Annotated in this window: 25 protein-coding genes and 1 pseudogene; 12 read left to right on the top strand and 14 right to left on the bottom strand. The window is 74.7% G+C overall.

The window, feature by feature from the left end; all coding sequences use genetic code 11:
* Positions 1 to 133: 133 nt before the first annotated feature.
* Positions 134 to 685: pseudogene (locus AB0O09_RS36570) on the top strand (XRE family transcriptional regulator); the annotation flags it as partial.
* Here AB0O09_RS36570 and AB0O09_RS36565 read toward each other — a convergent pair.
* A complete protein-coding gene (locus AB0O09_RS36565) occupies positions 651 to 1,337 on the bottom strand; it encodes an alpha/beta hydrolase (RefSeq protein ID WP_363549580.1) in 687 nt (228 codons plus the stop codon). The pseudogene AB0O09_RS36570 and the gene AB0O09_RS36565 sit on opposite strands and share 35 nt — an antisense overlap.
* Before the next feature lie 99 nt (positions 1,338 to 1,436).
* The gene (locus AB0O09_RS36560; protein ID WP_363549577.1) at positions 1,437 to 1,574 is read right to left on the bottom strand and encodes a hypothetical protein; all 138 of its coding nucleotides are present in this window, start codon (positions 1,572 to 1,574) and stop codon (positions 1,437 to 1,439) included.
* A gap of 420 nt (positions 1,575 to 1,994) precedes the next feature.
* Between AB0O09_RS36560 and AB0O09_RS36555 the strand changes: the two genes are divergently transcribed.
* Entirely contained in the window at positions 1,995 to 2,654 is a 660-nt protein-coding gene (locus AB0O09_RS36555) for a DUF4232 domain-containing protein (RefSeq protein ID WP_363549574.1), read from the top strand.
* Between the two features lie 20 nt (positions 2,655 to 2,674).
* Here AB0O09_RS36555 and AB0O09_RS36550 read toward each other — a convergent pair whose 3' ends face one another.
* From AB0O09_RS36550 to AB0O09_RS36535, 4 genes are all read right to left on the bottom strand, one after another.
* Complete coding sequence (locus AB0O09_RS36550) at positions 2,675 to 3,835, bottom strand: porin PorA family protein (protein WP_363549571.1); 1,161 nt, start codon at positions 3,833 to 3,835, stop codon at positions 2,675 to 2,677.
* A 190-nt stretch (positions 3,836 to 4,025) separates the two neighbouring features.
* The gene (locus AB0O09_RS36545) at positions 4,026 to 6,254 is read right to left on the bottom strand and encodes an FtsX-like permease family protein (RefSeq protein WP_363549568.1); all 2,229 of its coding nucleotides are present in this window, start codon (positions 6,252 to 6,254) and stop codon (positions 4,026 to 4,028) included.
* Positions 6,251 to 6,940, bottom strand: coding sequence for an ABC transporter ATP-binding protein (locus AB0O09_RS36540; protein WP_344626345.1), 690 nt, complete (start codon positions 6,938 to 6,940; stop codon positions 6,251 to 6,253). Before AB0O09_RS36540 ends, AB0O09_RS36545 begins: the two co-directional genes overlap by 4 nt.
* A complete protein-coding gene (locus AB0O09_RS36535) occupies positions 6,937 to 7,461 on the bottom strand; it encodes a PadR family transcriptional regulator (protein ID WP_363549564.1) in 525 nt (174 codons plus the stop codon). The genes AB0O09_RS36540 and AB0O09_RS36535 overlap by 4 nt, the downstream gene beginning before the upstream one ends.
* 736 nt (positions 7,462 to 8,197) lie before the next feature.
* Between AB0O09_RS36535 and AB0O09_RS36530 the strand changes: the two genes are divergently transcribed.
* The 3 genes from AB0O09_RS36530 to AB0O09_RS36520 all read left to right on the top strand — a co-directional run bounded on the left by AB0O09_RS36530 (position 8,198) and on the right by AB0O09_RS36520 (position 11,726).
* Positions 8,198 to 9,130, top strand: a complete 933-nt coding sequence (locus AB0O09_RS36530) for an NAD(P)-dependent oxidoreductase (protein WP_363549562.1) — start codon at positions 8,198 to 8,200, stop codon at positions 9,128 to 9,130.
* Positions 9,127 to 10,146, top strand: a complete 1,020-nt coding sequence (locus tag AB0O09_RS36525) for an RNA polymerase sigma-70 factor (RefSeq protein WP_363549559.1) — start codon at positions 9,127 to 9,129, stop codon at positions 10,144 to 10,146. Before AB0O09_RS36530 ends, AB0O09_RS36525 begins: the two co-directional genes overlap by 4 nt.
* A gap of 611 nt (positions 10,147 to 10,757) precedes the next feature.
* Positions 10,758 to 11,726, top strand: coding sequence for an endonuclease/exonuclease/phosphatase family protein (locus tag AB0O09_RS36520; RefSeq protein ID WP_363549556.1), 969 nt, complete (start codon positions 10,758 to 10,760; stop codon positions 11,724 to 11,726).
* A gap of 13 nt (positions 11,727 to 11,739) precedes the next feature.
* Here AB0O09_RS36520 and AB0O09_RS36515 read toward each other — a convergent pair whose 3' ends face one another.
* Together AB0O09_RS36515 and AB0O09_RS36510 are read right to left on the bottom strand one after the other, a co-directional pair.
* Positions 11,740 to 13,035, bottom strand: coding sequence for a GAF domain-containing SpoIIE family protein phosphatase (locus tag AB0O09_RS36515; RefSeq protein ID WP_363549553.1), 1,296 nt, complete (start codon positions 13,033 to 13,035; stop codon positions 11,740 to 11,742).
* Positions 13,036 to 13,151: 116 nt separating this feature from the next.
* Positions 13,152 to 13,727, bottom strand: coding sequence for a helix-turn-helix domain-containing protein (locus tag AB0O09_RS36510; protein WP_363549550.1), 576 nt, complete (start codon positions 13,725 to 13,727; stop codon positions 13,152 to 13,154).
* An 81-nt stretch (positions 13,728 to 13,808) separates the two neighbouring features.
* On the opposite strand from AB0O09_RS36510, the gene AB0O09_RS36505 reads away from it, so the two are divergent.
* Entirely contained in the window at positions 13,809 to 14,687 is an 879-nt protein-coding gene (locus tag AB0O09_RS36505; RefSeq protein ID WP_363549547.1) for an SDR family oxidoreductase, read from the top strand.
* A 61-nt stretch (positions 14,688 to 14,748) separates the two neighbouring features.
* Here AB0O09_RS36505 and AB0O09_RS36500 read toward each other — a convergent pair whose 3' ends face one another.
* Both AB0O09_RS36500 and AB0O09_RS36495 read right to left on the bottom strand, forming a co-directional pair.
* Entirely contained in the window at positions 14,749 to 15,123 is a 375-nt protein-coding gene (locus AB0O09_RS36500; protein WP_363549544.1) for a hypothetical protein, read from the bottom strand.
* 59 nt (positions 15,124 to 15,182) lie between these two features.
* Complete coding sequence (locus AB0O09_RS36495) at positions 15,183 to 15,785, bottom strand: GNAT family N-acetyltransferase (protein ID WP_363549541.1); 603 nt, start codon at positions 15,783 to 15,785, stop codon at positions 15,183 to 15,185.
* A gap of 283 nt (positions 15,786 to 16,068) precedes the next feature.
* On the opposite strand from AB0O09_RS36495, the gene rph reads away from it, so the two are divergent.
* Positions 16,069 to 18,744 carry a rifamycin-inactivating phosphotransferase gene (gene rph / locus AB0O09_RS36490; protein ID WP_363549539.1) on the top strand — a complete coding sequence of 892 codons (2,676 nt, stop codon included), beginning with the start codon at positions 16,069 to 16,071 and terminating at the stop codon, positions 18,742 to 18,744.
* 58 nt (positions 18,745 to 18,802) lie between these two features.
* Here rph and AB0O09_RS36485 read toward each other — a convergent pair whose 3' ends face one another.
* Complete coding sequence (locus AB0O09_RS36485; RefSeq protein ID WP_363549536.1) at positions 18,803 to 19,726, bottom strand: aldo/keto reductase; 924 nt, start codon at positions 19,724 to 19,726, stop codon at positions 18,803 to 18,805.
* Between the two features lie 276 nt (positions 19,727 to 20,002).
* Here AB0O09_RS36485 and AB0O09_RS36480 point away from each other — a divergent pair, with 276 nt between their 5' ends.
* The 3 genes from AB0O09_RS36480 to AB0O09_RS36470 all read left to right on the top strand — a co-directional run bounded on the left by AB0O09_RS36480 (position 20,003) and on the right by AB0O09_RS36470 (position 21,995).
* Entirely contained in the window at positions 20,003 to 20,524 is a 522-nt protein-coding gene (locus AB0O09_RS36480) for a MarR family transcriptional regulator (RefSeq protein ID WP_363549533.1), read from the top strand.
* 110 nt (positions 20,525 to 20,634) lie between these two features.
* A complete protein-coding gene (locus tag AB0O09_RS36475; protein WP_363549530.1) occupies positions 20,635 to 21,123 on the top strand; it encodes a hypothetical protein in 489 nt (162 codons plus the stop codon).
* Positions 21,120 to 21,995, top strand: coding sequence for an NmrA family NAD(P)-binding protein (locus tag AB0O09_RS36470; protein WP_363549527.1), 876 nt, complete (start codon positions 21,120 to 21,122; stop codon positions 21,993 to 21,995). The genes AB0O09_RS36475 and AB0O09_RS36470 overlap by 4 nt, the downstream gene beginning before the upstream one ends.
* Before the next feature lie 48 nt (positions 21,996 to 22,043).
* Here AB0O09_RS36470 and AB0O09_RS36465 read toward each other — a convergent pair whose 3' ends face one another.
* Positions 22,044 to 22,379 (bottom strand): hypothetical protein, encoded by a 336-nt coding sequence (locus AB0O09_RS36465; RefSeq protein WP_363549524.1) that lies wholly within the window; start codon positions 22,377 to 22,379, stop codon positions 22,044 to 22,046.
* A gap of 240 nt (positions 22,380 to 22,619) precedes the next feature.
* Between AB0O09_RS36465 and AB0O09_RS36460 the strand changes: the two genes are divergently transcribed.
* Both AB0O09_RS36460 and AB0O09_RS36455 read left to right on the top strand, forming a co-directional pair.
* Entirely contained in the window at positions 22,620 to 23,018 is a 399-nt protein-coding gene (locus AB0O09_RS36460) for a hypothetical protein (RefSeq protein ID WP_363549521.1), read from the top strand.
* Between the two features lie 232 nt (positions 23,019 to 23,250).
* Entirely contained in the window at positions 23,251 to 23,823 is a 573-nt protein-coding gene (locus tag AB0O09_RS36455; RefSeq protein ID WP_363549518.1) for a DUF6193 family natural product biosynthesis protein, read from the top strand.
* 52 nt (positions 23,824 to 23,875) lie between these two features.
* Here the strand turns inward: AB0O09_RS36455 and AB0O09_RS36450 are convergent, their stop codons facing one another.
* Positions 23,876 to 24,352, bottom strand: a complete 477-nt coding sequence (locus tag AB0O09_RS36450) for a hypothetical protein (protein WP_363549515.1) — start codon at positions 24,350 to 24,352, stop codon at positions 23,876 to 23,878.
* A 105-nt stretch (positions 24,353 to 24,457) separates the two neighbouring features.
* Positions 24,458 to 24,862 carry a nuclear transport factor 2 family protein gene (locus AB0O09_RS36445; RefSeq protein ID WP_344626361.1) on the bottom strand — a complete coding sequence of 135 codons (405 nt, stop codon included), beginning with the start codon at positions 24,860 to 24,862 and terminating at the stop codon, positions 24,458 to 24,460.
* Positions 24,863 to 25,658: the final 796 nt, after the last annotated feature.

Raw genomic sequence — 25,658 nt, 5'->3', positions numbered from 1 at the left:
GATGTCGCAATCCACACCTGGCCAGAAGGCCCTCACTCATTTCAAGATCACACCGCCGTGAACCCCGTCACCAACCTCCGTGGTCAGAACAGCTAAGGCACCGGGCATGGGGGTCCCCCCGGCCGGAGGCCGGGGGAGGATCCGGCCGGAGCTGCTGCGCGTCCTCGACCTGGTCACCGACGCACCCGCGCTGATCATGAACCACCGCCTGGACGTGCTCGCCGGCAACCGGCTCGCCGGGCTCCTCTACGGCCGGCCGCTGCAGGGCCTCAACGTCGCCCGGCACCTCTTCCTCGACGAGGGCGAGCGCGGCCTGTACGCGGACTGGGAGAACTGCACCCTCGACGTGGTCGGGCACCTGCGCCTGGCCGCCGGGAAGCACCCCGAGGACGCCCACCTGGCCTCGCTCGTCGGCGAACTGGCGATGGGCAGCGAGCGGTTCCGCCGACTGTGGGCCCGCGCGGACGTCCGGGCGCGCACCCACGGGCGCAAGGCGTACCGGCACCCGTTGGTCGGACCGCTGGACCTGCACCAGGAGAACTTCGCGCTGCCCGACGAATCGGGGCTGGAACTCCTGGTGCTGTCCGCGGCACCCGGCGGCCCCGCCGAGGACGGGCTGCGCCTGCTGGCGGGCCTGGACGGGGGCGGCGTCACGCCTCGAGGGCCTTCGCGGCGTCGCGGATGACGTCGAGGACGAGGTCGGGGTGCGAGAGCATCGGCACGTGGCTGCTGTCGACCGCGTAGGTCTTGGCGCCCATGCGTTCCGCGGCGGCCCGCTCCAGGTCCGGGTTCACGGTGCGGTCGTCGTTCGCGACGATGTACCAACTCGGCTTCGTGCGCCAAGCGGTGCCGGGAACCTGCTGGGTGAACAGGTCGGGCACCGGCACGGCGCCGGTCGCGAGGACGAGCTTCTGCTCGGCCTCCGGCAGATCGCCGCAGAAGTCGCCGAGGCCCGACTCGAGGAGCCAGATGCGGCCGTCGGCGACGTCGATGTGCTCGAAGACGGGCGTGCGGGCGAACTTGTCCTGCTGGCCCTGTGAGGTCTCGTCCTCGTCGGGGGCGAGCGCGGCGATGTAGACCAGGGCGCCGACGCGGTCGTGGGTGCCGGCCTTGGTGATCAGGGTGCCGCCGTAGGAGTGGCCGACGAGCACGACCGGGCCGGGCACGTGATCGATGGAGCGGGTCACGCAGGCGACGTCGCCCTCGAGCGAGTCGAGGCCGTGCTGCGAGGCGGACACCTGGTGGCCCTCGGCCTGGAGCGCGGGGATGAGCTTGTTGAAGCACGACCCGTCGGCCCAGAGTCCGTGGGCGAAGACGATGCTGGCCCTGCCTGCCATGGCTTCCTCCTTCAGGGGTGGTGAGCCATGCCGTCATATCACGATGAGTGATCGGTTGGTCACTCTCGGAGTCCGGTCGGGTTGCCGGGCAGTGGGTCCTCACGGCGCCACGTAGTGGACGGTCTGCATCATGCCGAGGTTTTTGTGGTGGAGCTGGTGGCAGTGGGCGATGGTGCGACCGGTGAAGTCCTCGTACCTGAGCACCGATCGGCGGCTGATGCCGCGACTGTCTCCCATGTCCGGGCAATCCAGATCAACCCGGCCGCCGCACCGGGCAGCACGCCGCACGGAGGGGCCGTCACCACCGGCTTGCTGCCACGGGAACGGGGCCGAGGGCGTCGTCATGGTGCGCTCGCGGTGGTGTCGCGGTCCGTGGTCAAGGTCGTCCGGGTCACGGGTCTGTCCCGGTGGTCGGTGACGGCGCGGTCGGTGTGCGGCGGTGCACGGCGGTGGTGCGATGCGGCGTCAGGGCAGTTCGGGGGCAGGGTGAGGCGCGGTGCGGCGGGTGGTGGCGCGGGTCGTTCCCGTCCGTACATGTCACAGCACTGTCCTGGGGGCGTCCCGGGCGGAACGGTTCGTCCGGGCGGCCGGTCCTGGTCTTCGGAAACCCGCTCGCACCGAGCACCAGGCACCGCCGCCTCCTGGAGGAAAATCACCATGCGCGTCCGCAAGCTCGCCTTCGCCGCCCTGGCCGTCACCGCCGCACTCTCGCTCACCGCGTGCCAGGACGACGGGGCGGGCACCGCACAGGGAGCCCCGACCGCGTCCACCGGCACCGCCCCCAGCGGCCTCCCGGCCTCCGGCGGTCCGGCCGCGGGCGGTCCGGCCTCGGCAGGGCCGGGAAAGGGCAGCACGGCCTCCACCGCCGCACCGGCCGGTTCCACCGGGGCCGGGAAGCCTGCCAGGTGCCGGACGGCCGACCTGACCATCACTGCCGCGGACCGCACCATCTCCGGTGACCCCGACAACACCGTCGTGGTCGAGCTGAAGAACCACAGCGGCAAGGACTGCACGCTCGCCGGGTACGCGGGCGTCGACCTGAAGACCTCCGCGGGCACGCTGTCCGCGAAGCGCTCCGGCGAGCCGGTCGTCACGGGCGTCGTGAAGAACGGCAAGTCGACGTACTTCGGCATCAGCTACCCGGCCAACACCTCGGGCGGCTCCGGCGTCCGGATCACCGGCCTGGTGGTCACCCCGCCGGACGAGACCCACCCGGTCACCCTGCCCTGGCCGGGCTCCGGCTCGCTGCCCGTCACGGACGGCAGCGGATCCCCGGTGAAGATCGGCCCGATGGGAAGCGCCGGCCAGGGCGAGTGACCGCGGGCGCCCGACCGCTCCTAGGCGACGCCGCCCGGCCCGGTGGGCGGGGGCGGGCCGGTGGGCGGGGTCGGTCCCGGGGTGCCGCCGGGTGCGCCCGGAGTGGTCGGTGCGCCCGGAACGCCGGTCGGTGCGGTCGGTCCGGCCGGGGCTGCGCCGCCGCGGTTGCCCCGGCGACGGACGAGGAGGGAGAGGGCGACGAGCACCGCGCCGACCACGCCCAGCACGACGGGCAGGGTGGTGCCGAGGAGCGAGATGGCGTTGCGGCCGTCCTTGGCGTCGTTCGCGGCGTCCTGCACGGAGGCGGGTGTCTGCCGGTACGAGACGTCGGAGACGGGCAGCAGAGGGAGGAAGGCGCCGTCGCCCGGGGCGACGACCCCGGCCGTGCGCTGCTGGGAGCGCTGGGTGTCGACCACGATGCCGGTCTCGGGCTCGATCCAGAACGTGTCGGCGCTCTGGAGCGTGTAGGTCAGCGGGACGGGGTCGGGCAGCGTCGGCAGCAGTGCGGCCAGCTTCTGCTTCGCCTCGGCCGAGAGGGTGCCGACCTGGGCGACCAGCGCCAGGGTGCTCTTCGGGACGGCCTGCGGGAGCCCGGCGAGCACCTGGGCGTCGGTGATCCGGGTGGCGGGCAGCCTCGCCAGGTACACGTAGGTGCTGACGCCGGACCTGCTCTCGGTACGCGCGTACGTCAGCGGGGTCGTCGTCCCGGTCTCGGGCCGCCAGCCGGTGTACGTCTGCTTCTTCGCGCCGATCGGCCAGCTGACCGTCAGACCCTTGGCGTCGACCACCGTCCAGCCGGACGGGTGGTCGGTGGTCGCTTCGAGGGTCTTGCGGTCGACGGCGTACTGCCAGGTGGTCTTCTCGACCGCGCGGCCGGCCGCGGTCGTCGTCCGGCTGTCGCTGACCAGGGCGGTGCCGTCGGAGGTGTCCAGCACCTTGACGGTCCGTTCGACCGCCATCGGGACGTCCCGCTTGACGGCCGAGAGCAGGTTGCCCTTCGCCACCTCCTGGGCGTCGAGCAGGGTCTTGAAACTGCCGGTGTAGGAACGGGTGGCGTCGGTGTCACCGGGCAGCCGTTCCACGTAGGTGGGCGTGACGAAGAACGCGAGGACGAACGCGCCGGCGATCAGCACCAGACCGACCACGACGCCGACGCCGCGGAGCACCATGTTCGTCCGCATGATCCGCTCTCCCACTGGACTCGATCCGTGCCGCTCCTGTCCGGCCCAGTGTCAGGTCGGCCGGGCACCCGCGCCACAGCAGCGCCCCGGCCGCCGAGTGCGCGCAGGGTCCGTCGGCTTCGCTCCCCGTGGGGTGGCGTCCCCCGGGTCGGCCCGGCCCTCCAGGGGTGGGGGAGGGCCGGGCCGGGGGTCAGCCGTTGCGGGCCGCTTCCGGGCCGGTGATCCGCCGGAGCAGGGGCAGGGTCGAGGCGATGATCCCGAGGGAGGCGACCAGCCCGACCACGACCAGGGCGTAGTACACGGCGCCCGGCGACACGAGCGTGTAGTGCATCTGGGAGGTCAGGAACAGGTGTGCCGACAGCAGGCCCGTCCCCGTCGCCACCACGGCGACCACCACCAGCGGCAGCGCGCTCTCCAGGGCCACCACCGTTCGCAGCAGGCCCAGCGGCGCCCCGCCGAGCCGCAGCAGCGCGAACGGCCGCCTGCGTTCGGAGAGTCCGGCGACCACGCTCACCGCCAGGCTGCAGCCCGCGATCGGCAGGGTGGTGAGGATGACCACGTTCGCCAGCTGCCGGAAGCCGGCCAACTGCCGCTGCTGGTCGCTGCCCCAGTCCTTCACCATCCGTGACCCGTGGTCGGGGAAGGCCCGGCCGAGCACCGTCCGCACCCGCTCCGTCGCGGCCGTCGACCCGTCGGTCGTCACGTAGACCATCTGCACGGGCAGCGCCGCCAGTCGGGCCGGGGTGACGGGGGCGGTGGGCCACTGCCGGGCCTCCGCCGTCCGCAGGTCGAGGAACTGGTACATCGGGACGGCCGCGACCTCCGCCCCCGGTGCGCAGCCGCCGACCACCGGGGTGCCCGAGAGTTCGGAGCAGAGCACCAGGGCCGGCGCCCACGGCCGCGGATCGGCCGGATCGGCTGCCACCCGGGCCGGGTTGGCGTGCACCACCACCGCGCCGCGGTACCCCGGCACCGCCTGCAACCCCGCGAGCACCGCCTCCGGCACCCGGTCCGCCATCGGCGGGTCCTCCAGCAGCGCACCGTGCTGCACCGCCGCGCGGGTCTGCGGATCGCCGCTCAGCACACCGCGGTTGGCGTTGATGGTGCCGATGATCCCGACGGTCGCGCTCGTCACGAAGAGTGCCAGCACGAGGCCGCTCACCGACCGGAAGCCCGCCTTCGGGTCGTCCGCCAGTCGCCGCACCGCGATCAGCGAGGCCGGACGCGAGGTGCGCCGGGCCACCAGCCGTGCCGCGGCCATCGTCAGCCACGGCCCGGCGACCACCAGGCCCAGCATCACCAGCACGAAGCCGGACAGGTACGCCCAGGTCTGGCCGTCGGTCGTCTCCGGCCGCCGGCCCACGAACCAGGCCAGCTCGCCGATCCCGGCCGCCAGCGGCAGCAGCCGCCACGCCTGCGGCGGCCGCGGCGTCACCCGCCGGCTGACCCCCAGCGGCGACACCGAGACCCGGCGCAGCGCCAGCCGTGCCGACAGCGCCGCCGCGACCGGCACGCCCAGTGCCACCGCGAGCACCTGCACCACGTGCAGGGTCAGGTCGTCGGTGAAGTAGCGGTCCCCGGTGAACGGCACCTGCGCCACCAGGGGGCGGAGCGCCGCGAACAGCGCGAAGCCCGCCGCCGTGCCCGCCACCGCCGCCAGCGTCGACTCCACCGCCGAGATCAGCGCCACCTGGCCGGGGGTCGCGCCCACCAGCCGCATCGCGGCGAACCGCTGCTCGCGGCGGGCCGCCGACAGCCGGGTCGCCGTCCCGATGAACACCAGCACCGGGAAGATCAGCGCCCCCGCGACCACGGAGAGGATCAGCGTCATCGCGTCGCCGCGCACCCCCGCGCCCGGGCAGTCGCCGGCGCACTTCGTCGGCAGGGCGTCGGCGATCGTCGTCACCGCCCGGGCGCCGGGCGCCGCCCGGAGCCGGTCGACCGGGCGGCCCACCACCGCGATCAGCGAGTCCGGCGAGGCCAGCGCGGCATCGCCGAGCACGCCGGCGAGCCTGCCGGGGAACCGGTCGCCGAGTTCGGCGGAGGGGACGGCCGCCACGAGCTTCACCAGCGCGGGCGATGCCCAGTACTCCCCGGGTGCCGGAAGCGCCGTCATCCCCGGCGGCACCGGTGAGGTGGGGCCGGTCGCGGCCACGTCCACCTCGAAGATCGGCTTGCCGTCGTAGTGGTCGTCGTGGGCCCGCCACCACAGCGGGTCGACCGGGGCGCTCGCCGTCCGGGCCGCCGCACCGGTGTTCCACCACAACTGCCGTTCGTTGGAGGAGTCGACGGCGTTGATCCCGGCCAGCGTCGACAGCAGCAGCGCCACGCCGACCGCCACCGCCGCCGCGATCGAGACCAGCCGGGCCAGGGCCTCGCGTCCGCCGCTCACCGAGAGCCGCAGTGCCAGCGCGATCACGACGCGATCCGATCCACGGGGAGCGAGGTCACCCGGCCGTCCCGGACGACCGCCTCGCGGTGCGCGTACGCCGCCACCCGCGGTTCGTGCGTCACCAGGACCACGGTGGTGCCCTGTTCACGTGCGGCGCCCACCATCAGCTCCATCACCTGCTCGCCGGTCAGCGAGTCCAGCGCGCCGGTCGGCTCGTCGGCGAACAGCACCCGCGGGCGGGTCACCAGGCCGCGGGCCAGCGCCACCCGCTGCGCCTGGCCGCCCGACAACTCGCCGGACCTGCGCCGCTCCAGGCCGTCCAGGCCGAGTCGGGCGAACCACGGGCGGGCCTCCGCGAGCGCCGCCGCGCGCCGGGTGCCGCCCAGCAGCAGCGGCAGTGCGACGTTCTCCTCGGCGGTCAACTCCGGTACGAGCTGGCCGAACTGGAAGACGAAGCCGAAGCCGTCGCGGCGCAGCGCGCTGCGCTCGGTCTCGCCGAGGCGGTCGATCCGCCGGCCGTCGAAGTGGATCTCGCCGGAGTCCGGGGTGAGGATGCCGGCCAGGCAGTGCAGCAGCGTGGACTTGCCGGAGCCGCTCGGCCCCATCACGGCGAGGATCTCGCCCGCGCCGACCGCGAGGTCCGCGCCGCGCAGCGCCGGGGTCTCGCCGAAGGCGAGGTTCACCCCGCGGGCCTCGATCAGGGCGTCCGTCATGGCCGCACCGCCTGGGCGATCGCGTCCAGTCGGGCCGCGGTGAGGTCGATCCAGCGCAGGTCGGCCTCCAGTCGGAACAGCCCGTGGTCGGCCAGCAGGGCGTCCAACAGGGCGCCGCTGCGCCGAAGTTCGGTGAGTTGGCGCATCCGCTGCATGTGCGCCGCACGCTGGGCGTCGAGGTACTGCTCGGCGTCCCGGCCGAGCATCAGGGCCAGCACGACCTTGGTGAACAGGACGGTCTGCAGGGTGGGTTCGGGGGCGACGGGCTCCGCGAGCCAGGTCTCGAACTCCGTCACCCCCGCCTCGGTGATGACGTACCGCTTGCGCTCGGGGCCGCCACCGGGCTCGGCCTCGCCGGCCACCACCTTGCCGTCCCGCGCGAGCCGGCTCAGCGTCGCGTAGACCTGCCCGTACGGCAGCGGCTTGTCGCGCCCGAACAGTGCGTCGTAGTCCCGCTTGAGGTCGTATCCGTGGCTGGGCTCACGCTCCAGCAGCCCGAGAAGGGTCAGGGGAACACTCATGGGACGACCATACCCCAGGCGTATACATCGAGTGTATACATCGAGAGAACTTGCATCGGGGTCGAAGCCCGGACGGCGGCTGAGCCCTTCGGGCACCGGCGACGGGGTCCAACGGCCCACCCGCCCCGGCCCGCCCCGCCGACCCTGTCGGACGGCCCCCGCCCGGCCGAGGACCGAGGCGAAGCGGGACGTCCTCCCGCTGCGCGTCCCACGGGCCGAGGAGCAGTGAGCATCATGGACGAGATCGGCCGAGCAGGGTGGCTCACCATCGGTGTCACCGGCACGGCGCTCGCCGGCGCCGGGCACGCCCTCGCCGGGCTGGGCCACATCGCCAGGGACATGGTGCGCTCACCCGCCACCCGAGAACGGCGAGCCGGTGCGGGACGGGTCGACGCTCCGGGCGGACAGCGGACCGGGCGGCTGGGTCCTGTTCAGCGCCCTGATCCTGGCGGGGTGGGCCGCCTATCACGTCATGTCCGGTACCGAGGCGGTCGTGAAGGAGATCCTGAACCCCGCGGGCCACTGACCCGGTCGCCCGGGCGCCGCGGACCGGGACGGCACCGGCGGCAGGCCGCCGCCCGGCCGCTCGGCGCGCACACCCGGACGCCGCCGCGCCCACCCGAATCACCGGCCGGGCTCCCGCGGACGACCACGAATCCGCCCGGCCGTGTCACAGACGGCCGGGCTGTCTCGTCCCGGGTTCGGAAGCGACGTTCCGAACCGGAGGCAGAGGGTCATGCGTGTGTTCGTGGCAGGTGGGAGCGGGGTCCTGGGACGGCGGCTCGTCCCGCAGTTGGTGGCCCGGGGGCACCGGGTGACGGCGACGACGACGAGCCCCGCCAAGCTGGGCCTCGTGCAGCGGCTGGGCGCCGAGGGCGTCGTGATGGACGGGCTGGACCCGATGGCGGTCGGTGAAGCGGTGGCCGTGGCCCGCCCGGACGTGATCGTGCACCAGATGACCGCGATCTCCCCGACGCACGCGGGCAAGCCCGACATCAAGCACCCGGACCGCTGGTTCGCCCGGACCAACCGGCTGCGCCGGGAGGGCACCGACCACCTGCTCGCCGCGGCCGAGGCGACCGGCGTTCCGCACGTCGTCGCGCAGGGCTACGCCAGCTGGAACGGCCACCCCGGGGGCAGCTGGGTGAAGACCGAGGACGACCCGCTGAACCTGATGGCGGGGACGGCGGCGCAGGCGGGACTGGAGGCGCTGCGCCACGCGGAGGAGGCGGTGCTCCGCGCGGGCGGCGCGGTGCTCCGGTACGGCGCGTTCTACGGGCCCGGTGCCGTCGACGACCAGGTCGAACTGATCCGCAAGCGGCAGTACCCGCTGGTCGGCCACGGCACCGGCCACAGCTCGTGGGTGCACCTGGACGACGCGGCGAGCGCCACCGTGCTGGCGGTGGAGCAGAAGGTCCGGGGCGTCTTCAACATCGTGGACGACGAACCGGCACCGGCGAGCGAATGGCTGCCGCACCTGGCCCGGTGCGCCGGGGCGAAGCCGCCGGTGCGGGTGCCGGTGTGGCTGGCCCGCCTGCTGGCCGGCGACCAGGCCGTGGCGATGATGGTCGACGGACGGGGATTCTCCAACGCCAAGGCGAAGCGGGAGCTGGGCTGGGAGCTGCGGTACCCGTCGTGGCGGCAGGGCTTCGCGAAGGAGCTGGCGTGAGTGCGCGCAGCGGCGGCGGCACGACCAGGGCGGAGGAGTTCGAGGAGCTGCGGCCGCTGCTGTTCTCGATCGCCTACCGGATCCTGGGCAGTGTGGGCGAGGCCGAGGACGCCGTCCAGGAGACCTGGCTGCGCCACGCGAACTCCGGCACCCGGCCCGTGTCGACCAAGGCGTTCCTGGCGTCCGTGGTGACCCGTATCTCGATCGACGTGCTGCGCTCCGCACGGGTCCGGCGCGAGGCTTACGTCGGGCCGTGGTTCCCCGAGCCGCTGCTGGCCGACCCCTACGAGGACCCGGCGCGGTCCGCCGAGCTGGCCGATTCGGTGTCGACGGCGGCCCTGCTCCTCCTGGAACGGCTGAGCCCCCCGGAGCGCGCGGTGTTCGTCCTGCGGGAGGTGTTCGGCTTCGGCTTCCCCGAGATCGCGTCCGCGGTGGGCCGGACGGAGGCGGCCTGCCGCCAGCTCGCGGTGCGGGCACGGCGCCACATGGACGCCGGACGCCCCCGCTACGAGGCCGACCGCCGGGAGCGCGCGGAGCTCGCCGACCGGTTCCTCGGCGCGATCCGCGAGGGGGACGTCGAGGCGCTGCGCGAACTCCTGGCCGCCGACGCGCAGCTGGTCGGCGACGGCGGCGGGAAGGCGCCGCAGTGGGGCGGCGGGGTCTACGGCGCCGACGAGGTGGCCGGGGTGCTCGCCGTGGTCGTCCCGTCCTTCCTCGCGATCGGCGGCGTGGTGGAGCCGCACACCGTCAACGGGCAGCCCGGCGCGATCGTCCGCGACCGGGACGGCAGGGTCGTCAGCACGCTGGCGCTGGACGTCCTCGGCGGCCGGATCCAGACGATCCGCTCGGTGCTCAACCCCGACAAGCTCGGCCACCTCGGCCCCGTCGCCGACGCCTGGACGGTCGTCCGCGAGACCACCGCGCAGGCCCGCCGGCCGGCGGAGCAGCCCGACCGGCCGCCGGACCGGGCCGGCGGCCGCCCGCTCCGACCCGATCGAGGAGGTGCACGGGCGTGAGCACGCCGCTGACGGAGGACGAGGCGCGGACCTCGACCGGATCGAACGCCACCTGCGCCGCACCGACCCGGCCCCGGACGGGCTGCTCGGCCGCCGCCGCCCGGTCCGCCGCCTCGGGTGGCGTCCGCGGTTCCCGGCCCCGGCGGTGCCGCACGTCGCGGTTCGACGTCGGGGCCCGGGAACCGGCGGTCCGTGCGTCACCTCATGTGTGCCGTCACACCGACCGCACTCGGTCTGACCACCAGTCAGGTCATCGCCGCTCCCGCCCACGCTCCGCGCCCCCGGCGCGAAGGACCGGCGGGCCATCGGCGAGGACCTGTCCGCCACCGCGGCACGGGGACCGACCGGGCCCGTCCCGGTGGTGTCCGGCCCGTTGGGCGGGCGGGCCGGACACTGCCCCCCTTCACTGTGACGGAACGTCACGGATCGCGGGGAGAGCGGGGGTTGATCGTCACCATGCGTGACAGCGGTTGTGCGGCCCGGTGCGCGGAGGAGAATGGAGGAGCGGACGTACGAGGCCCTCGCCTCCCCGCCCCTGCGTGCGCGGTGCCGAGGTGCCCTGCCACCGGGCCGGCCGCCCGTGACCCCGATCGACGGCGGAGGAGACAGCCGTGATCACCATAGGAACCTGGAACGTGGAGAACTTCTGCCGCCCGCTGCCGGCCGGCAGCCCGCCCGATCCGGACAGGTGCGCTGCGAAGGACCCGGCGACCTACGAGGCCAAGGTCGAAGCCCTGGCCGGCGTCGTCTCCGAGATCGCACCGGACCTGCTCGGCGTCCAGGAGGTCGGCAGCCAGGAGGCCGTCGACGACCTGGTGGCGAAGCTGCCCGGCACCTGGCACACCGCGGTGTCGACCCACCCGGACCGGCGCGGCATCCGCGTCGGCGTCATCAGCCGCTGGCCGCTCCTCGACGTCCGGCAGTGCGCCGACTTCCCCGCGCACCTCGCCGCGGTGCAGGTCGAGGACGAGGGCAGCCCGATCCGGGAGATGGGCCGCGGCGGCCTCGCCGTCCGCGTCGAGCCCGCCCCCGGGCAGAGCCTGGACGTCGCCGTCTGCCACCTCAAGTCGAAGCTGCTGACCTTCCCCGGCAACCGGCACAGCACCCACGACGAGGGCCTGCGCGCCCGCTACGCCGCCTACGCGCTGTTCCGCCGCGGGGCCGAGGCCGTGACCGTGCGCGCCCTGGCCGACGACCTGCTGCAGGGCGACGGCACGCACCGGAACGTGATCGTGCTCGGCGACCTCAACGACGAGTGGAAGGCCGCCACCACCCAGATCCTCTACGGCCCGCCCGGTTCCCAGATCGGCACCGGCGGCTTCGACCACCCCGACCAGGGGGACGCGGCGCGGCTGTGGAACCTCGCGCCGCGGATCCTCGAACAGGGCGGCTACTCCCGTGTCTTCGAGGGCCAGCACGAACTGATCGACCACATCCTGATCAGCCACGCGCTCCTCGGGGCACTCCGGACGGTGTCGACCGGCAACGAGAAGCTGCCCAGCGTCACCGAGGCCCGGCCGGCCGCACCGCACGACCGGCCGTCCGACCACTCGCCCGTCGTCGCGACGTTCGAGCTGTAGCCGCGGGCCCTTCTCAGCGGCGGCCCGCGCCGGCGGCGGGGATGCGCAGCGCGAGGAGGGCCACGTCGTCGGTGCTGTCCGGGGCGAGGCCGGCGACGAGTTCGCTGCAGAAGGAGTCGCAGCTCTCCCGGGCGAGCGCGGCGGCGTGCTGGCGCAGCCTGGCCAGACCGCGGTCGAGGGACTCGCCGCGGCGCTCGACCAGGCCGTCGGTGTAGAGCAGCAGCGTGGACAGCGGCGGGAGCGGGTCGGTGGCGCTGGGGCGCGGCAGGCGGGTGTCGACGCCCAGGAGGAGGCTCGCGCCGCCCTCGAGGTGGCCGGTGTCGCCCTCGTGGGTGACGAGCAGCGGCGGCAGGTGTCCGGCGCTGGCGTGTTCCAGCTCCCACGGGCCGCCGTCGGGCCCGTGGACGACGGCGTAGATGCACGACGCGGTCGCGCCCGGGTACAGGGCGTGCTGGGCGAGGTCGAGGCGGGAGAGGATCGCGCCGGGCGGTTCCTGCCGGTCGCAGGCGATGCCGCGGAGCATGTTCCGCAGCTGGCTCATGGTGACCGCGGCGCGCAGGTCGTGGCCGGTGACGTCGCCGATGATGAGTGCGGTCCGGCCGGTGGGGAGGACGAACGCGTCGTACCAGTCGCCGCCGACCTGGGCGGTGCCGTGCGCCGGCACGTAGCGGGCGGCCATGGTGAGCCGGTCGACCCGGGGGAGTGCCGGCAGCAGCGAGCGCTGGAGGCGTTCGGCGATGTGCTCGGTCTCGCGGTGGAGGCGGGCGTTGTCGACGGCCAGGGCGAGCCGGTGGGCGATGTCCTCGACGAGCGGCAGGTCGGCCTCGGCCAGGGGCGGCCGGTTGCCGGTGCGGGCGACGGTGACCGCTCCCACGACCTCCCGGCGGGCCCGCAGCGGCGCCATCACGGCGCTGGCGGTCTCCTGCTCGGCCCGGGTCCGGGCCTGCGCCCGGTCCCAGGGGTCGGTCCGCCGGACGTCGCCGAGGTCGGCGGCCGTGAGCAGCAGCGGGCCGGCGCCGCGCAGCACCCGGGCGAGCGGGCCGGCCGCGGTCTCCGGAGGCTGGGCGAGCAGGCCGCCGGGCGGGTGCGGCGTGCTGCGGCGGGAGGCGAAGATCCGCTCGATGCCGCCCTGCTCGGTGATCAGGTCGACGGTGCACCAGTCGCAGAGGCGCTGCGCCAGGATCCGGCAGGCCCGCTCCAGCCCGGCCCGGCCGTCCAGGGTGCCGGCCAGCGCCGAGCTGATGTGCGCGAGTGCGGTCAGCCGGTCCAGGGCCTGCTGCAGGGCCTCGTCCACGTCGTATTCGTCCACACCAGCACCCTGCCGCACGGCGGCGTCGTGATCCGGGACGCCGCCGTGCGGGCGGTGGGCGCGTCACCCGGCCGCCGACGGCGGGCGGGTGCCGGTGCCGGCTCGTGGCGGCCCGTTCAGGCGGACGCGTGCTCCGTGAGGACGGTCCGCAGTTCCCGGGTCGAGGCCCGCAGGACGCCCGGCAGGTCCGGCCGGCCCGGGTCGTCGATCCACCGTGCGAAGGCGACCTTGAACACGGCGATCCCCGTCTCGGCGGCCAGGCTCGCGGCCGGGTCCGCGGTGCCGCGGGCGCGCAGCGCCTCGGCCATCGCCCCGGCGAGCCCGGCGAGCTTGATCAGTTCGCGTTCGCGGAGTTCGGCGTGGGCCGACACGACGGTGTTCCGCGTCCTGACGCGGTCGGCGTTCTCCTGGAACTCGGCGGCCAGGGCTTCGAGGGCGGCACCCACCGCGTCCATCGCCGAGGCGTCGGCCGGTGCGTCGGCGACCGTCCGGGTCAGCAGGTCCTTCGCCATCTCCGTGCCGAAGAACAGCACTTCGCGCTTGTCGGCGAAGTGCCGGTAGAAGGTGCGCTCGGTCAGCCCGGCCCGGGCGGTGATGTCCCCCACGGTGGTCTGCTCGTAGCCCTGCTCGGCGTACAGCTCCAGTGCCGCCTGCGCCAGCCGGCCGCGTGCGTTCGGCTCCCATCGACCCATGCGGCGATCCTACGCGATGACAGAGCCTGTCATCACCTGTACTGTGATGACAGAACCTGTCATCACTTTGGAGGCACCGCCATGCGGGTATTCGTCACGGGCGCGTCCGGCTGGATCGGCTCGGCCCTCGTCCCCGAACTCATCGGCGCAGGCCATCAGGTGCTCGGACTCGCCAGGTCCGACTCCTCGGCCGCCGCCGTCACCGCCGCCGGAGCCGAGGTGATCCGCGGCGACCTGGACGACCTCGACGCCCTGACCGCCGGGGCCGCCAGCTGCGACGGGGTCGTCCACCTCGCCTTCATCCACGACTTCAGCCGCTTCGAGGCCTCCGTGCAGGCCGACGCCCGCGCCATCGAGACCCTGGCCGCCGCGCTCGAGGGCTCCGGCAAGCCCCTGGTCGTCACCGCCGGCACCCCCGCGGTGCCCGGCCGGGTCGCGGCCGAGCACGACACCTCCGCCCCGGGCTCACCCGCGGCCGGCCGGGACGCGAACGCCCGGGCGGCCCTCGACGCGGCCGCACGCGGCGTCCGCCCGTCCGTCGTGCGGCTGCCCCGGACGGTGCACGGCGACGGCGACCACGGCTTCGTCGCCCACCTGGTCGCCACCGCCCGGGGCACGGGGGTCTCCGGCTACGTCGGCGACGGCGCGGGCCGCTGGCCCGCCGTGCACGTCCGGGACGCCGCGCGGCTGTACCGCCTCGCGCTCGAACAGGCCCCGGCCGGGTCCGTGCTGCACGCCGTCGCCGACGAGGGCGTGCCCGTCCGGGCGATCGCCGAGGTGATCGGCCGCCACCTCGGCCTGCCGACCGCCTCCGTACCCGCCGAGGACTTCGGCTTCCTCGGCCGGATCCTGGCCGTCGACCAGCCCGCCTCCAGCACGCTCACCCGCGAGCTGCTCGGCTGGCACCCCTCGGAGCCGGGCCTCGTCGAGGACCTGGAGAAGGGCCACTACTTCGCCTGACCGCACGTCACGGGGCCGCCGGTCCGGGGCCTCCGGCGCCGATGCACCGGGACGTCCGCCCTCACAGCGGGGTGAGGACGCCCTGGTGCACGCCGTCGAGGACGAAGCCGTTGTCCCAGCGGACCCGGACCGTCACCCGGTCGCCCCGCTCCCGGTGCGCGGCCCACTCCGGCTCCAGGCCGGCGATCTGCGCCTCCAGCCGGGCCCGGCTCGCCTCCGGCATGGTGTGCCCGTAGTCCTCGTACAGGGCCTTGAGCCGCTGGTACTCGCGCACGCCGTCGCTCTCCGGGAGCTCGCCGTCCACCCGCTCGACGGTGCCCTCGATCCCGGCGCCCAGGGAGAGGAACCCGACGACGGCCGCGGGCTCCCCGGCGACCGCCTCGCCGATCCCGACGTCCTCGGCCAGCCTCACGCGCCGGCCCGCCTCCAGGGTCATCCGTCCTCCGTCTCTCCGTCGACCGGGCCGCCGGCGCGGCGGGCCCGCGGCCCCGGCCATTATCGTCCGGACGGCGCCATGCCCTCGGTGCCCGAGGCGGTGTCGGAGGCGGCCTGGCCGGACGCCGCGCGGGGGTGCCGCACGCCGAACCACTGCTCGGCGCCGAACTCCTCGAACCGTTCCACCTCGGTGAACCCGAGCTTCGCCGCGAGGCGCATCGCACGGTCGTTGGCGGTCCGGGTGCACAGCACCACCGGTTCCCCGGGGCGCGTCCCGGCGAACCAGTCGAGCGCGGCCGCGCACGCCTCGGCGGCGTAGCCGTGCCCCCAGGACTCCGGCAGGAACAGGTAGCCGAGCTCGGCCTCCCCGGCGTCCGGGCGGACGTGGCCCGGACGTGCGGCGTCGCGGGCGTCGAGCGTGATCATGCCGATCATCGCCCCGTCGAGGTCGACCACGAGGAGGCCGGGGCGTCGCCCGGGCACCTCGGGCATGGCACGCTCCAGCTCGTCCTCGGGCCGGTGGCCGCCGATGAAGGTGCCCACCTCCGGCGAGGCGAACAGCCGGACGAACGCCGCCCGGTCCCCGGCCGCGGCCTCGCGGAGCACGAGCCGCTCCGTCCTGATCGGGGCGGGCGGCCAGACGGCGTGTTCGAAGTCGGTCATGGCGGCCAACCTATCGCACACCAATCGTTCCGGTCGGCGCCCGCGGAGGCCCTTCGAGCCCTGCCGGCACCGCACCCTGACGGTCCGTCCGGTCCGGTGCCGCCGGACGGCGGGAAACACGAAGGCAAGGAGAGCCCTCTCCTTGCCACTCTCACCGTACAGCGGGCCGGGGGGCTTGCCGCAAGGCCCCGGTGGGGGCGGAGAATCGTCGGCCGGTGCCGCAACCTGCGGAAACGGGTACGGCATGTGAGTGGCAGGAGGTCCGACGGAGGTGGAGGCGCCGGTGACGGAGCAGTACGTGGTGGATCTTCACGAGGTCGACGAGGGGCAGCTCGCGCTCGTCGGCGGCAAGGGCGCGCACCTGGGCGCGCTAACGCGGGTCGAGGGCGTCCGAGTGCCGGGCGGCTTCTGCGTGACGACGGACGCCTTCCGCCGGATCCTGGCGGAGGCGCCGGCGGTCGACGGGCTGCTCGACGAGCTGTCGCGGGTGGACCCGGACGACCGGGACGCGATCCGCGCGCTCAGCGCGGAGATCCGCCGGACGGTCGAAGGGACCGCCGTTCCGGACGGCCTCGCGGCGGCGATCACCGGTGCGGCCGCCCGGCTCGGCGAGCGGGCCGCCTGCGCCGTCCGGTCCAGCGCGACGGCCGAGGACCTGCCGACGGCCTCCTTCGCCGGCCAGCAGGACACCTACCTGAACGTCGTGGGGCCGGCGGAGGTCCTCCGGCACGTCAGCCGGTGCTGGGCCTCGCTGTTCACCGAGCGGGCCGTGACCTACCGCCGGCGCAACGGCATCGACCACCGTGCGGTCGACATGGCCGTGGTCGTGCAGCGGATGGTCGTCCCGCACGCGTCCGGCGTCCTGTTCACGGCCGACCCCGTCACGGGCAACCGGGAGGTTGCCACCGTGGACGCGGGCCTCGGCCTCGGCGAGGCGCTGGTCTCCGGCCTGGTGAACCCGGACGTCTTCACGGTGCGGCACGGCGAGGTCCTCGGCAGGGCGGTCGCCGCCAAGCGCAGCGCCGTCCGCGCCCTGCCGGACGGCGGGACGCACGAGGTGCCGGTCGAACCGCGGCTGCAGGAGCAGCCGGCCCTGACGGACGAGCAGGCCGTTGAGCTCGTCCGGCTCGGACGGCGGATCGAAGCGCACTTCGGCCGCCCGCAGGACGTCGAATGGTGCCTGGCCGACGACGGGTTCCGGATCGTCCAGAGCCGGCCGATCACGACGCTGTTCCCCGTCCCCGAGATCGGCGACCGGGAGAACCACGTCTACGTCTCCGTCGGCCACGGGCAGATGATGACCGACCCCATGAGGCCGCTCGGGCTGTCCATGTGGCGGCTGACGGCCATGGTGCCGATGCACGAGGCCGGCGGGCGGTTGTTCGTCGACGTCACCCGGCGCCTGGCCTCGCCCGCGAGCCGCGCCGGCCTGCTGGACGTCCTGGGGAAGGGCGATCCGCTGGTCAGGGACGCGCTGGAGACCGTCCTCGACCGCGACGGCTTCGTCCCGTCGCTCCCGGCCCCGGGCCCCGGCGGCCCGCCGGCCGGGAGCCCGCCCGCCCCGATCGACACCGATCCGGCGATCGTCGCCGGGCTGATCGAGCGCAGCCGGGCGTCCGTCGCCGCGCTGGAGCGCGACATCCGGACCAGGACCGGACCGGCGCTGTTCGACTTCCTGCTGGAGGCCTTCGAGGAGCACAAGCGGGTCCTCGCCGATCCGCTGAGCATCCAGGCGATCATGGCGGGGATGGAGGCCACGTGGTGGCTCAACGACACCCTGCAGGAGTGGCTGGGGGAGAAGAACGCGGCCGACACGCTCACGCTCTCCGCACCCGGCAACATCACCTCCCGGATGGGGCTGGAGCTGCTCGACGTCGCGGACGTGATCCGCCCGTACCCGGAGGTGGTGGCGTACCTCCAGGACGTCCAGGACGTCCAGGACGTCCAGGACGTCCAGGATGTTCGGGGCGTCCGGGACGTCCACGGCGAGGGCGCGGCGGACGCCGAGGGGCAGGACTTCCTGGACGGGCTGGCAGGGCTCGCGGGCGGGGCGCAGGCGCGCGACGCCGTCGAGGACTACCTCGACCGGTACGGCATGCGCTGCGTCGGCGAGATCGACGTCACCAGGCCGCGCTGGCGCGAGCGCCCCGCCACGCTCGTGCCCGTGATCCTCGACCACGTCAGGAACTTCGAGCCGGGCGCCGCCGAACGGCGCTTCGAGCAGGGGCGGCGGAAGGCGCAGGAGAAGGAACGGGACGTGCTGTCGCGCCTGCGCGCCCTGCCGGACGGCGAGCGCAAGGCCGAGGAGACCAAGCGGATGATCGACCGGGTCCGCACCTTCATCGGGTACCGGGAGTACCCGAAGTACGGCATCATCAGCCGCTACGCCGTCTACAAGCGGGCCCTGATGGCCGAGGCCGACCGCCTCGTGCGGGCGGGCGTGCTCCCCGAGCGGGAGGACATCTTCTACCTCACCTTCCAGGAGTTCCACGACGCCGTCCGCTCGAACCGGGTGGACGCCCGGCTCGTCCGGCAGCGCAAGGAGGCGTTCCGGTCGTACCACGCGCTCACCCCGCCCCGGGTGCTGACCTCGGACGGCGAGGCCCTCACCGGGGCGTACCGGCGCGACGACGCGCCGGCCGGCGCCCTGGTCGGCGTGCCCGTCTCGGCCGGCACCGTCGAGGGGAGGGCCCGCGTCGTCCTCGACCTGGCGGACGCCGAACTCGAAGCGGGCGACATCCTGGTCACGACCTTCACCGACCCCAGCTGGTCGCCGCTGTTCGTCGGGATCGCGGGCCTGGTGACCGAGGTGGGCGGCCTGATGACGCACGGCGCCGTGATCGCCCGGGAGTACGGCCTGCCGGCGGTGGTGGGCGTGGACCGGGCCACCCGGCTGATCCGGGACGGGCAGCGGATCCGCGTGCACGGCACCGAGGGGTACGTGGAGGTCCTGCCCTGACCGGAACGCCGGGACGGCCCGTCCGCCGCCCGGCCTGCCTCACCCCGGCCGGGCGCGGTCAGACCTCGGCCCCGCCCGGCCCGTCGAGGAGGGCGAGGTCCGCCCCGGTCAGGCGCAGGGAGCCGGCGGCGATGTTCTCGGCGAGGTGCGCCCGGTCCCTGGTGCCGGGGATGGCCAGGACGTGCGGGCCGCGGTGCAGCGTCCAGGCGAGCCGCACCTGCGCCGGGGTCGCGCCGTGCGCACGGGCGACCGCGAGGACGCGTGCGTCCTGCTCCCGGGCGGCGCCCGCCTCGCTGCGCAGCCCGGCGACGGCGAAGTACGGGACGAAGGCGATGCCCAGCTCCCGGCAGAGGTCCACCAGCCCGGTCTCGTCGGCGCGGCGCCGGTCCACGCCGTAGGAGTTCTGCACGCAGACCACGGGCGCGACGGTACGGGCCTCGGCCACGTGCTCGGGGCGGACGTTGGAGAGCCCGAGGTGCCGGACGAGGCCGGCCGCGCGCAGCTCGGCGAGCGCGCCGAAGTGCTCGGCGATCGAGTCCGTGCCGGGCCCGTTGCGGCGCAGGTTGACCACGTCGAGGTGGTCCCGGCCGAGCTGACGCAGGTTCTCCTCGACCTGGCCGCGCAGCTGGTCGGGGCGGGCCATGGTCAGCCACTCGCCCGAGGGGTCGCGCCCCGGGCCGACCTTGGTCGCCACCACCACGTCCTCCCGCCAGGACGCAAGGGCCCGGTTGAGGAGCTCGTTCGCGGAGCGCAGCGGGGAGAAGTAGAACGCCGCCGTGTCGACGTGGTCGACCCCCTGCTCGAAGGCGTCGAGCAGCAGCCGGACGGCGGCGTCGCGGTCGATCGGCGCGCCGTCGGAGTTCCCCATCATGCCGTTGCCGGTCAGCCGCATCGTGCCGTAGCCGATGCGGTTCACCTCCAGGTCGCCGAGCTTCCACGTCCCCGCCGTCGCTGCCGTGCTCCCCGTGCTCGCCGTGCTCACCGTGCTCCTCCATCCGTCGGTCCGTCAGGTCCTGGAGTATGGGGCGGCAGCGGGGTGCCGCGACAGGGCGGCGGGCTGGGCGCAATGTCACATCGGTTCCGGGAACGAACCGTCGCCGCCCGGCCGTTGGACCTGCCGAGAAGCGTTGGACCGGCACGGTGCCGAGGCGGATCCGCTGTGGCCGTTCCGCGGTGGTGGCTGCGCCGGACGGTGCATCCGCGAGCGGGAGACGGCCGGGCTTGACCGTGGATCTGGTTAGGCACCATAGTACTTCTCGTGACCCAGCATCCCGAGGCCGGCCTCGGCGCGCCCACCCTTGAGCAGGCCCGCCGTCAGATCGCCCGCTACGGCCTCGCCGCCGATCCGCAGGCGGTCCTGGTCGCGGCGCGACTGATGGCGGCGGGCGCCCGGATCGGCCAGGCCGGCGAGGTGCACTTCGGCCGCTTCGGTCTCTCCACCGGCCGTTACCGACTGCTGGCCGACCTGGAGGACCACGGCGGCGAGAAGTCGCCCTCGCAGCTCGCGGCGAGCCTCGGCGTGTCCCGGGCGACGGTGACGGGCCTGGTCGACGGCCTGGAGCGGGAGGGCCTGGTGGCCCGCCGGCCGTCCACCGAGGACGGGCGCGGCAACGTGGTGATCCTCACCGCGCGCGGCGCCGGCAGGCTGCGCGACCTGGCTCCCGAGCACTTCGCCCGGATGCAGGCGCTGGTCGGCGGACTCTCCGCGGAGGAGCGCACCACCTTCCTCGACCTGCTGGCCCGGGTGGTCGCGGGCATCGACGCGCTCACCGACGACTGACCGCACCCGGGCGGGCCGAGGAATCGGACCGCCCCTTTTCGAGGCCCAATAGTTAGGCGCCTAAGCATAAATAGTTAGCCACCTAATCATAGAGTGGAAGAGGACGTTCCATGAGCAAGAAGGATCCCGGCGCACCTCCGCCGTTCGTCCTGTGGCGCGAGGTGCTGACCGCCTACGCCATGCCCGCCGTGACGGCAGGAATCGGCGGAGCCGTCACCCGGCAGCCGCACCTGGTGGCCGCGGCACTCACCACCATGGGCGGCACCTCCGCCCTGGTGGCCGCCGCCCTCGGCGCCGTGCTGCGCCGCCGACCCGTCCGCGCCCGGCCCGCCCGGACCCCGCGGGCGCTCGCCGCCGCCGCGCTGGGACTGGCCGCCGCGGCGCCCGGCCTGGCCGTCGGCCTCGCCGCGGCCCACTGGCTGCCGCAGGTTCCGGCCCTCGCCGACAGCCCGTGGCCCCGCCGACTGACCGTCGACCTGCCGGTCTCCGCCGCGATCGCGGCCACCGTCACCACCTGGCGCTGGCGCGGCAGCCGCCCGGCCCGCACCGCGGCGCACCGACTCCCCACCGCACCCCGACCCGAAAGGCGCACCTCGTGATCGTCGTCATGGGCGCCGCCGGCGCCACCGGAGGCGCCACCCTGCGCAGCCTCACCGCTCCCGCCGCCCCCGGCGCGCCGGTCCGCGCCCTCAGCCGCGACCCCGCCCGGCTGGCCGCCGCACTCGACCCGCACACACGTGCCCGTACGGCGATCCACCCGGCCGACGCCACCGACCCCGGCTCGCTGCGGACGGCCTTCCGCGGCGGGCAGCAGCTCTTCCTCACCATGGCCAACTCCCCGGACCAGGTCCGGTACGAGCTGAACGCGATCGAGGCGGCCGTCGACTGCGGCGTGCAGCACGTCGTCAAGGTCTCCGCGCCCGCGGCCGAGCCGGACTCGCCCGTCGCCGTCTCCCGCGGCCACCACCTGATCGAGGAACGGCTGCGGTCCACCGGCATCACCACCACCGTGCTGCGGCCGTACGCCTTCATGCAGAAGCTGTTGCTGCTGGCCCCCGGCATCGCCGCCGCCGGGGTGGTGCACGGCGCGACGGGCGGCGCCCGGTGCAACTACGTGGACGTCCGGGACGTCGGGGACGCCGCGGCCGAAGTCCTCACCCGCCCGGAAGCGGCCGGCGGCACGTACCCGCTCACCGGCGGACGGGCCTACAGTCACCCGGAACTCGCCGCACTGCTGGGGGAGTTGCTCGGCCGCCCGATCCGCTACCTCGACCTGGGCCCGTCCGGGCTCAAGGCCCACCTGGTCGGCCGGGCCGGCATGCCGGACTGGCTGGCCACCCATGTGGTGGAGATCCAGCAACTCGCCGTGGACCGCGAGGAGATGCCGGACGCAACCTTCCACCGCCTCACCGGGCGCGCCCCGCGCACCCTGGGGGCCTTCCTCGGCGAGAACCTGCACCGGTTCCGCTGACGCGTCGTCGCCCGGGGAGGCTCCGGGGGCGGTGCCGGCCGTGCCGGGTCACTCGGGCTCCGCCACCGCGTCCTTCTGCAACTGCACCGCCGCCAGCAGGCTCAGCCGGGGCTCCGCCTTGCGCAGCGCCCTCACCGCGGCGACCGAGTCGACGGCGCCGGTGAAACCGACGGCGGCCAGCCGGGCGCGGACCCAGCGGGCGCGCAGCCGGGTCTCGTCGGCGGCGGCGGTGGCCTCGACGAGTGCGGCGGCGCGTTCCAGGCCCGGACGCTCCTCGGGCGTCGCCTCGGCCAGCGCCCGGGCCAGGGCCGCGGAGACCACGTCGGCGTCCCGGACGACCACGACGACGTTGTGCTTGGTGTTCACTCCCAGGAATCCAGTCATACCGATCATGGTGCTGGGCCTGTTCCGTACACGGCAAGGAACTTGAGGAACCCCAGAGGTTCGCGAGGTCGGAGGTGGTGCACACTCCTCCGCACGGGGATTGCGGAGGACGAGCTGCGGCGGCTTCGGTCCGGGCCGGGGCCCGAGGACGACCGGGCACGGCCGTTCCTCGTACGGGTCCGGTTCACCGACGCGGACCCGGCCCGGGTCGTCGACGGCGCGCGTGCCGTCCTGCGCCGCGTGGTCGGGCGGACGGACGACTGGCCCCCGACCGAGCAGTGGCCGCAACTGCTGCCGGCCTGGTTCGTCCGGCGGTGCGCGCCCGAGCCCGTCGAGCCTGAGCCCGGGGAGCAGCCCTTCGACGCCGAGGAACGGCTGCGCCGGTGGCGGGCGATGACGCCGGAGCAGCGGGCGGCCGCCGATCGGGAGCCGTGGACGCTGTCGGACTGGCTGCACTGCTTCGACCCGACCGAGGACGGCGGCGGTGGCGACCGCGGCTGGTGGTGGTGGCACGCGGGAACCGACGGGCCGGGCACCGGCTGGGTCCAGGTGGAGACCACCGGCTGGCCGTTCGGCAGCGGGTCGCTGCGCCGGCTGGTTGAGGCCGCCGACGGAACGGACCTGACGTGGAGTCCGTAGCACCGTTCCGGTGGCGGGCCGCTCTGGCAGACTCGGCCGCATGTCCGAACAGCCTTCAGGTGCACCGCCGGTCGATGACGGCGGCCCCTTGCCCGCGTACGCGGCGCTCCGTCCCGAGGTGGTGAGGGCCGGTTCGGTGCAGAACGCCCTCCAGGCGGTGGTCGACCGCGCGGGCCCGGGGCTCCGGGTCGGGTCGGTGTCATCACCGGGCTGGCGCCGTGTGACTGCGAGGGTGGAGGCCGACGGCCGCTCGGCGAGCGTCGTGATGCCGCCGGGCGACGGGTGCGGGTTCGTGGTCGACTGCTGGACGCACGGAATCCACCGGGCCTCGGGCAGCACGCAGGAACTCCCCGAGGTCGCCGGTGCCGTGCGGTCCTGGATCCAGGGGGCCGAGCCGCGCGAACTCGCGGCCCGGTGGCCCTTCCTGATGATCCGGGCCGCGGCCGAGACCCGTGAGCACGGCGAGGAGGTGGCGGAACGGTGGCAGCTGCTGCACCAGGTCGCCGACCGGTACGCCGAACGGTGGCAGCAGCCCGACTGGCGGGCCCTCGTCGGGGCCGCCTTCGAACAGCCGCGCCTGCGCGCCCTGTCGCCCGGAAAGTCCATGCACTGGTTCACCCTCAGCCGGCGGGCCGTGCCACCCGTCTGCAGCGATCTTCCGAGCACCAGACCGCTCGGCAACGGCCGCTTCGAGGTGGCCTTCGCCGACGGCCGCGTCCAGGAGGTCGGGGGCGCCGCGGCCGCCGTCGAAGTGATCCTGGACGCCCTGCCCGACCACGCCGTCCCCCTGCCGTGGGGCCCGTGACCCGAGCGCGGCGGCGGCGGCCCTTCGCCGTCGAGGTGGTGACGCCGCGGGGTCACCCGCGGTCGTGGCGGCGCCGGGCCTGCGCCCGCAGCGCCTCCAGGTAGTAGGAGGGCTTCGGCCCGGGCCCGGCGCGGTAACCCCCGCAGGGGCAGGCGCTCTCGTTGCGGTGGTCCTGGACGTGCCGGCACCTGAGGAGCATGTGGTGCCCGCTCCGGCCGTGGCCGCAGACGGTGCACGGCGGCCAGGGCTCGGTGCGGTACGCGCTGCAGTCGCAGGACGTCTCGTTCCGGTGGCCGACCCAGTCGCCGGCGCCGTCGTAGACGTCCCCCGAGGCCGAGGTCCGCTCGGAGCAGTGGCCGCGGTGCGCACGGTGGCCGCAGGTCGCGCAGTCCGGCCCGGGCGGCGGGGCGACCCCGGGGTCCGTCAGCTCCGGGAAGGGCGGGCCCGTCCGCCAGGCGGCGAGGACGGCCGCGACCGCGCCCATCACGACGACGATCCCCACCAGGCCGATGACGGTCTGCGTTGCCACGAGTCCCCCTGTGCGTCCGCTCTCCCCGGGCACCGTCCGACCGGCCGTCGGCCGCCCGCGTCGACACCGCGGAGACGGGTTCCCCTCGACGCGGGCCGTGCCGGGTCAGCGGGCGCTGCCGAGGTTCCGGTCGGCTTCGGCGCCCTGGAGCATGAGGGTGGTCTCCTCGATGCGGCGGAAGCGGCCGTCGGGGGCGAACTCGGCGAAGACGTAGACCTCGATGCGGACGGTGGACCCGTCGGTCTTGACGATCTCCATGGTGTGGCGGTCGGCGTACCGGTCGCCGGAGGAGAGCTCGTCGTGCACCTCGACCGAGCCGCCGGCGACGACGGTGCGCAGGTGGGCGATGTGGGCGAGGAACTCGGTGCGGTCCGCCCAGTCGCCGTCGGTGCGCTGGCGGTAGTCGGGGGCGAAGTGCCGGTCGGCGGCCTCGTCCAGGTCGAGGCCCGGGGTGAGGAGCAGGTCGGTGAGGGCGGCGCGGATGTCGGTGCGGATGTCGGTGCGGGTCATGGTGGTTCCTCCGGTGGCGTGCGGGAGCGTCCCGCCGTGGATCGAGGGGAGATGCGTGCCTGAAGCACGCTTATGACTGTACCGTAGAAGCGTGCGCGGCGCACGCATCTGCACCCTCGGATCCGCCCCGGCCCCACCGGGTCAGGCGCCGCCGCGGCGGCTCGGTGCCGGTGGGTGTGCTTGCGGATCCCGGCGAGACTGAACGCCGCGGCGAACACCGAGTGGACGTCGACGCGGGCGCCGCCGGGACGGTGCGCCGGGTGCAGGACGGACGCCTCGGCCGCGGCCACGAGCGTGGAGTCGATCAACGGGGTGCCCGGGGCCCGGGGGCCGGGTCATGACGTGCCGCAGGCCGTGGTGCAGCGTCCAGGACAGTGCGGCGGCGGAACGCGTCCGGCCCCGTCGGACCTCCGCCCGCCCGCCCGCACCGGTCCGCCCCTGCACGTGCGGGGTGACGGGTACTGGGTGGCGGGTGACGGGTGTGGGCCCGGGACGCGGCGCGTCCCGGGCCCGGCCGGTGGTGTCAGTGGTGGCTGACCTGGAAGCAGGCGACGTCGTACTGCGACGGTGCGCCCGCCGCGTTGTAGGCGGTACCGCCGGTGCCGCCGTTCGTGCTGCCGAAGCCGGGCTCGTTGAACACCGAGCCGGGCGAGGTCCCGGAGTGTCCCGGCGCGCCGGCGCCGGTGCCCGGGGTTTCGAAACTCCGGCAGGACTGGTTCGGAGGCCCCGTCCCGCTCGGATCGGCGGAGCGGCCACGGCCGTGGCCGCTCCGCCGAGGCAGGGCAGTCCGGTGAGG

The organism is Kitasatospora sp. NPDC093679 (assembly GCF_040683455.1).
Lineage (GTDB): Bacteria > Actinomycetota > Actinomycetes > Streptomycetales > Streptomycetaceae > Kitasatospora > Kitasatospora arboriphila.
This window is presented reverse-complemented; position numbering and strand designations above follow the sequence as displayed.

Excerpts from the sequence above, each read along its gene's own strand:
- AB0O09_RS36445 (WP_344626361.1), bottom strand. The coding sequence starts at position 24,862 with ATGACCCGCACCGACATCCGCACCGACATCCGCGCCGCCCTCACCGAC.
- AB0O09_RS36540 (WP_344626345.1), bottom strand. The coding sequence starts at position 6,940 with ATGACGGACGCCCTGATCGAGGCCCGCGGGGTGAACCTCGCCTTCGGC.
- AB0O09_RS36505 (WP_363549547.1), top strand. The coding sequence starts at position 13,809 with ATGCGGGTATTCGTCACGGGCGCGTCCGGCTGGATCGGCTCGGCCCTC.
- AB0O09_RS36510 (WP_363549550.1), bottom strand. The coding sequence starts at position 13,727 with ATGGGTCGATGGGAGCCGAACGCACGCGGCCGGCTGGCGCAGGCGGCA.
- AB0O09_RS36530 (WP_363549562.1), top strand. The coding sequence starts at position 8,198 with ATGCGTGTGTTCGTGGCAGGTGGGAGCGGGGTCCTGGGACGGCGGCTC.
- AB0O09_RS36465 (WP_363549524.1), bottom strand. The coding sequence starts at position 22,379 with ATGACTGGATTCCTGGGAGTGAACACCAAGCACAACGTCGTCGTGGTC.
- AB0O09_RS36560 (WP_363549577.1), bottom strand. The coding sequence starts at position 1,574 with ATGGGAGACAGTCGCGGCATCAGCCGCCGATCGGTGCTCAGGTACGAG.
- AB0O09_RS36565 (WP_363549580.1), bottom strand. The coding sequence starts at position 1,337 with ATGGCAGGCAGGGCCAGCATCGTCTTCGCCCACGGACTCTGGGCCGAC.
- AB0O09_RS36555 (WP_363549574.1), top strand. The coding sequence starts at position 1,995 with ATGCGCGTCCGCAAGCTCGCCTTCGCCGCCCTGGCCGTCACCGCCGCA.
- AB0O09_RS36535 (WP_363549564.1), bottom strand. The coding sequence starts at position 7,461 with ATGAGTGTTCCCCTGACCCTTCTCGGGCTGCTGGAGCGTGAGCCCAGC.
- AB0O09_RS36550 (WP_363549571.1), bottom strand. The coding sequence starts at position 3,835 with ATGCGGACGAACATGGTGCTCCGCGGCGTCGGCGTCGTGGTCGGTCTG.
- AB0O09_RS36500 (WP_363549544.1), bottom strand. The coding sequence starts at position 15,123 with ATGACCCTGGAGGCGGGCCGGCGCGTGAGGCTGGCCGAGGACGTCGGG.
- AB0O09_RS36475 (WP_363549530.1), top strand. The coding sequence starts at position 20,635 with ATGAGCAAGAAGGATCCCGGCGCACCTCCGCCGTTCGTCCTGTGGCGC.
- AB0O09_RS36495 (WP_363549541.1), bottom strand. The coding sequence starts at position 15,785 with ATGACCGACTTCGAACACGCCGTCTGGCCGCCCGCCCCGATCAGGACG.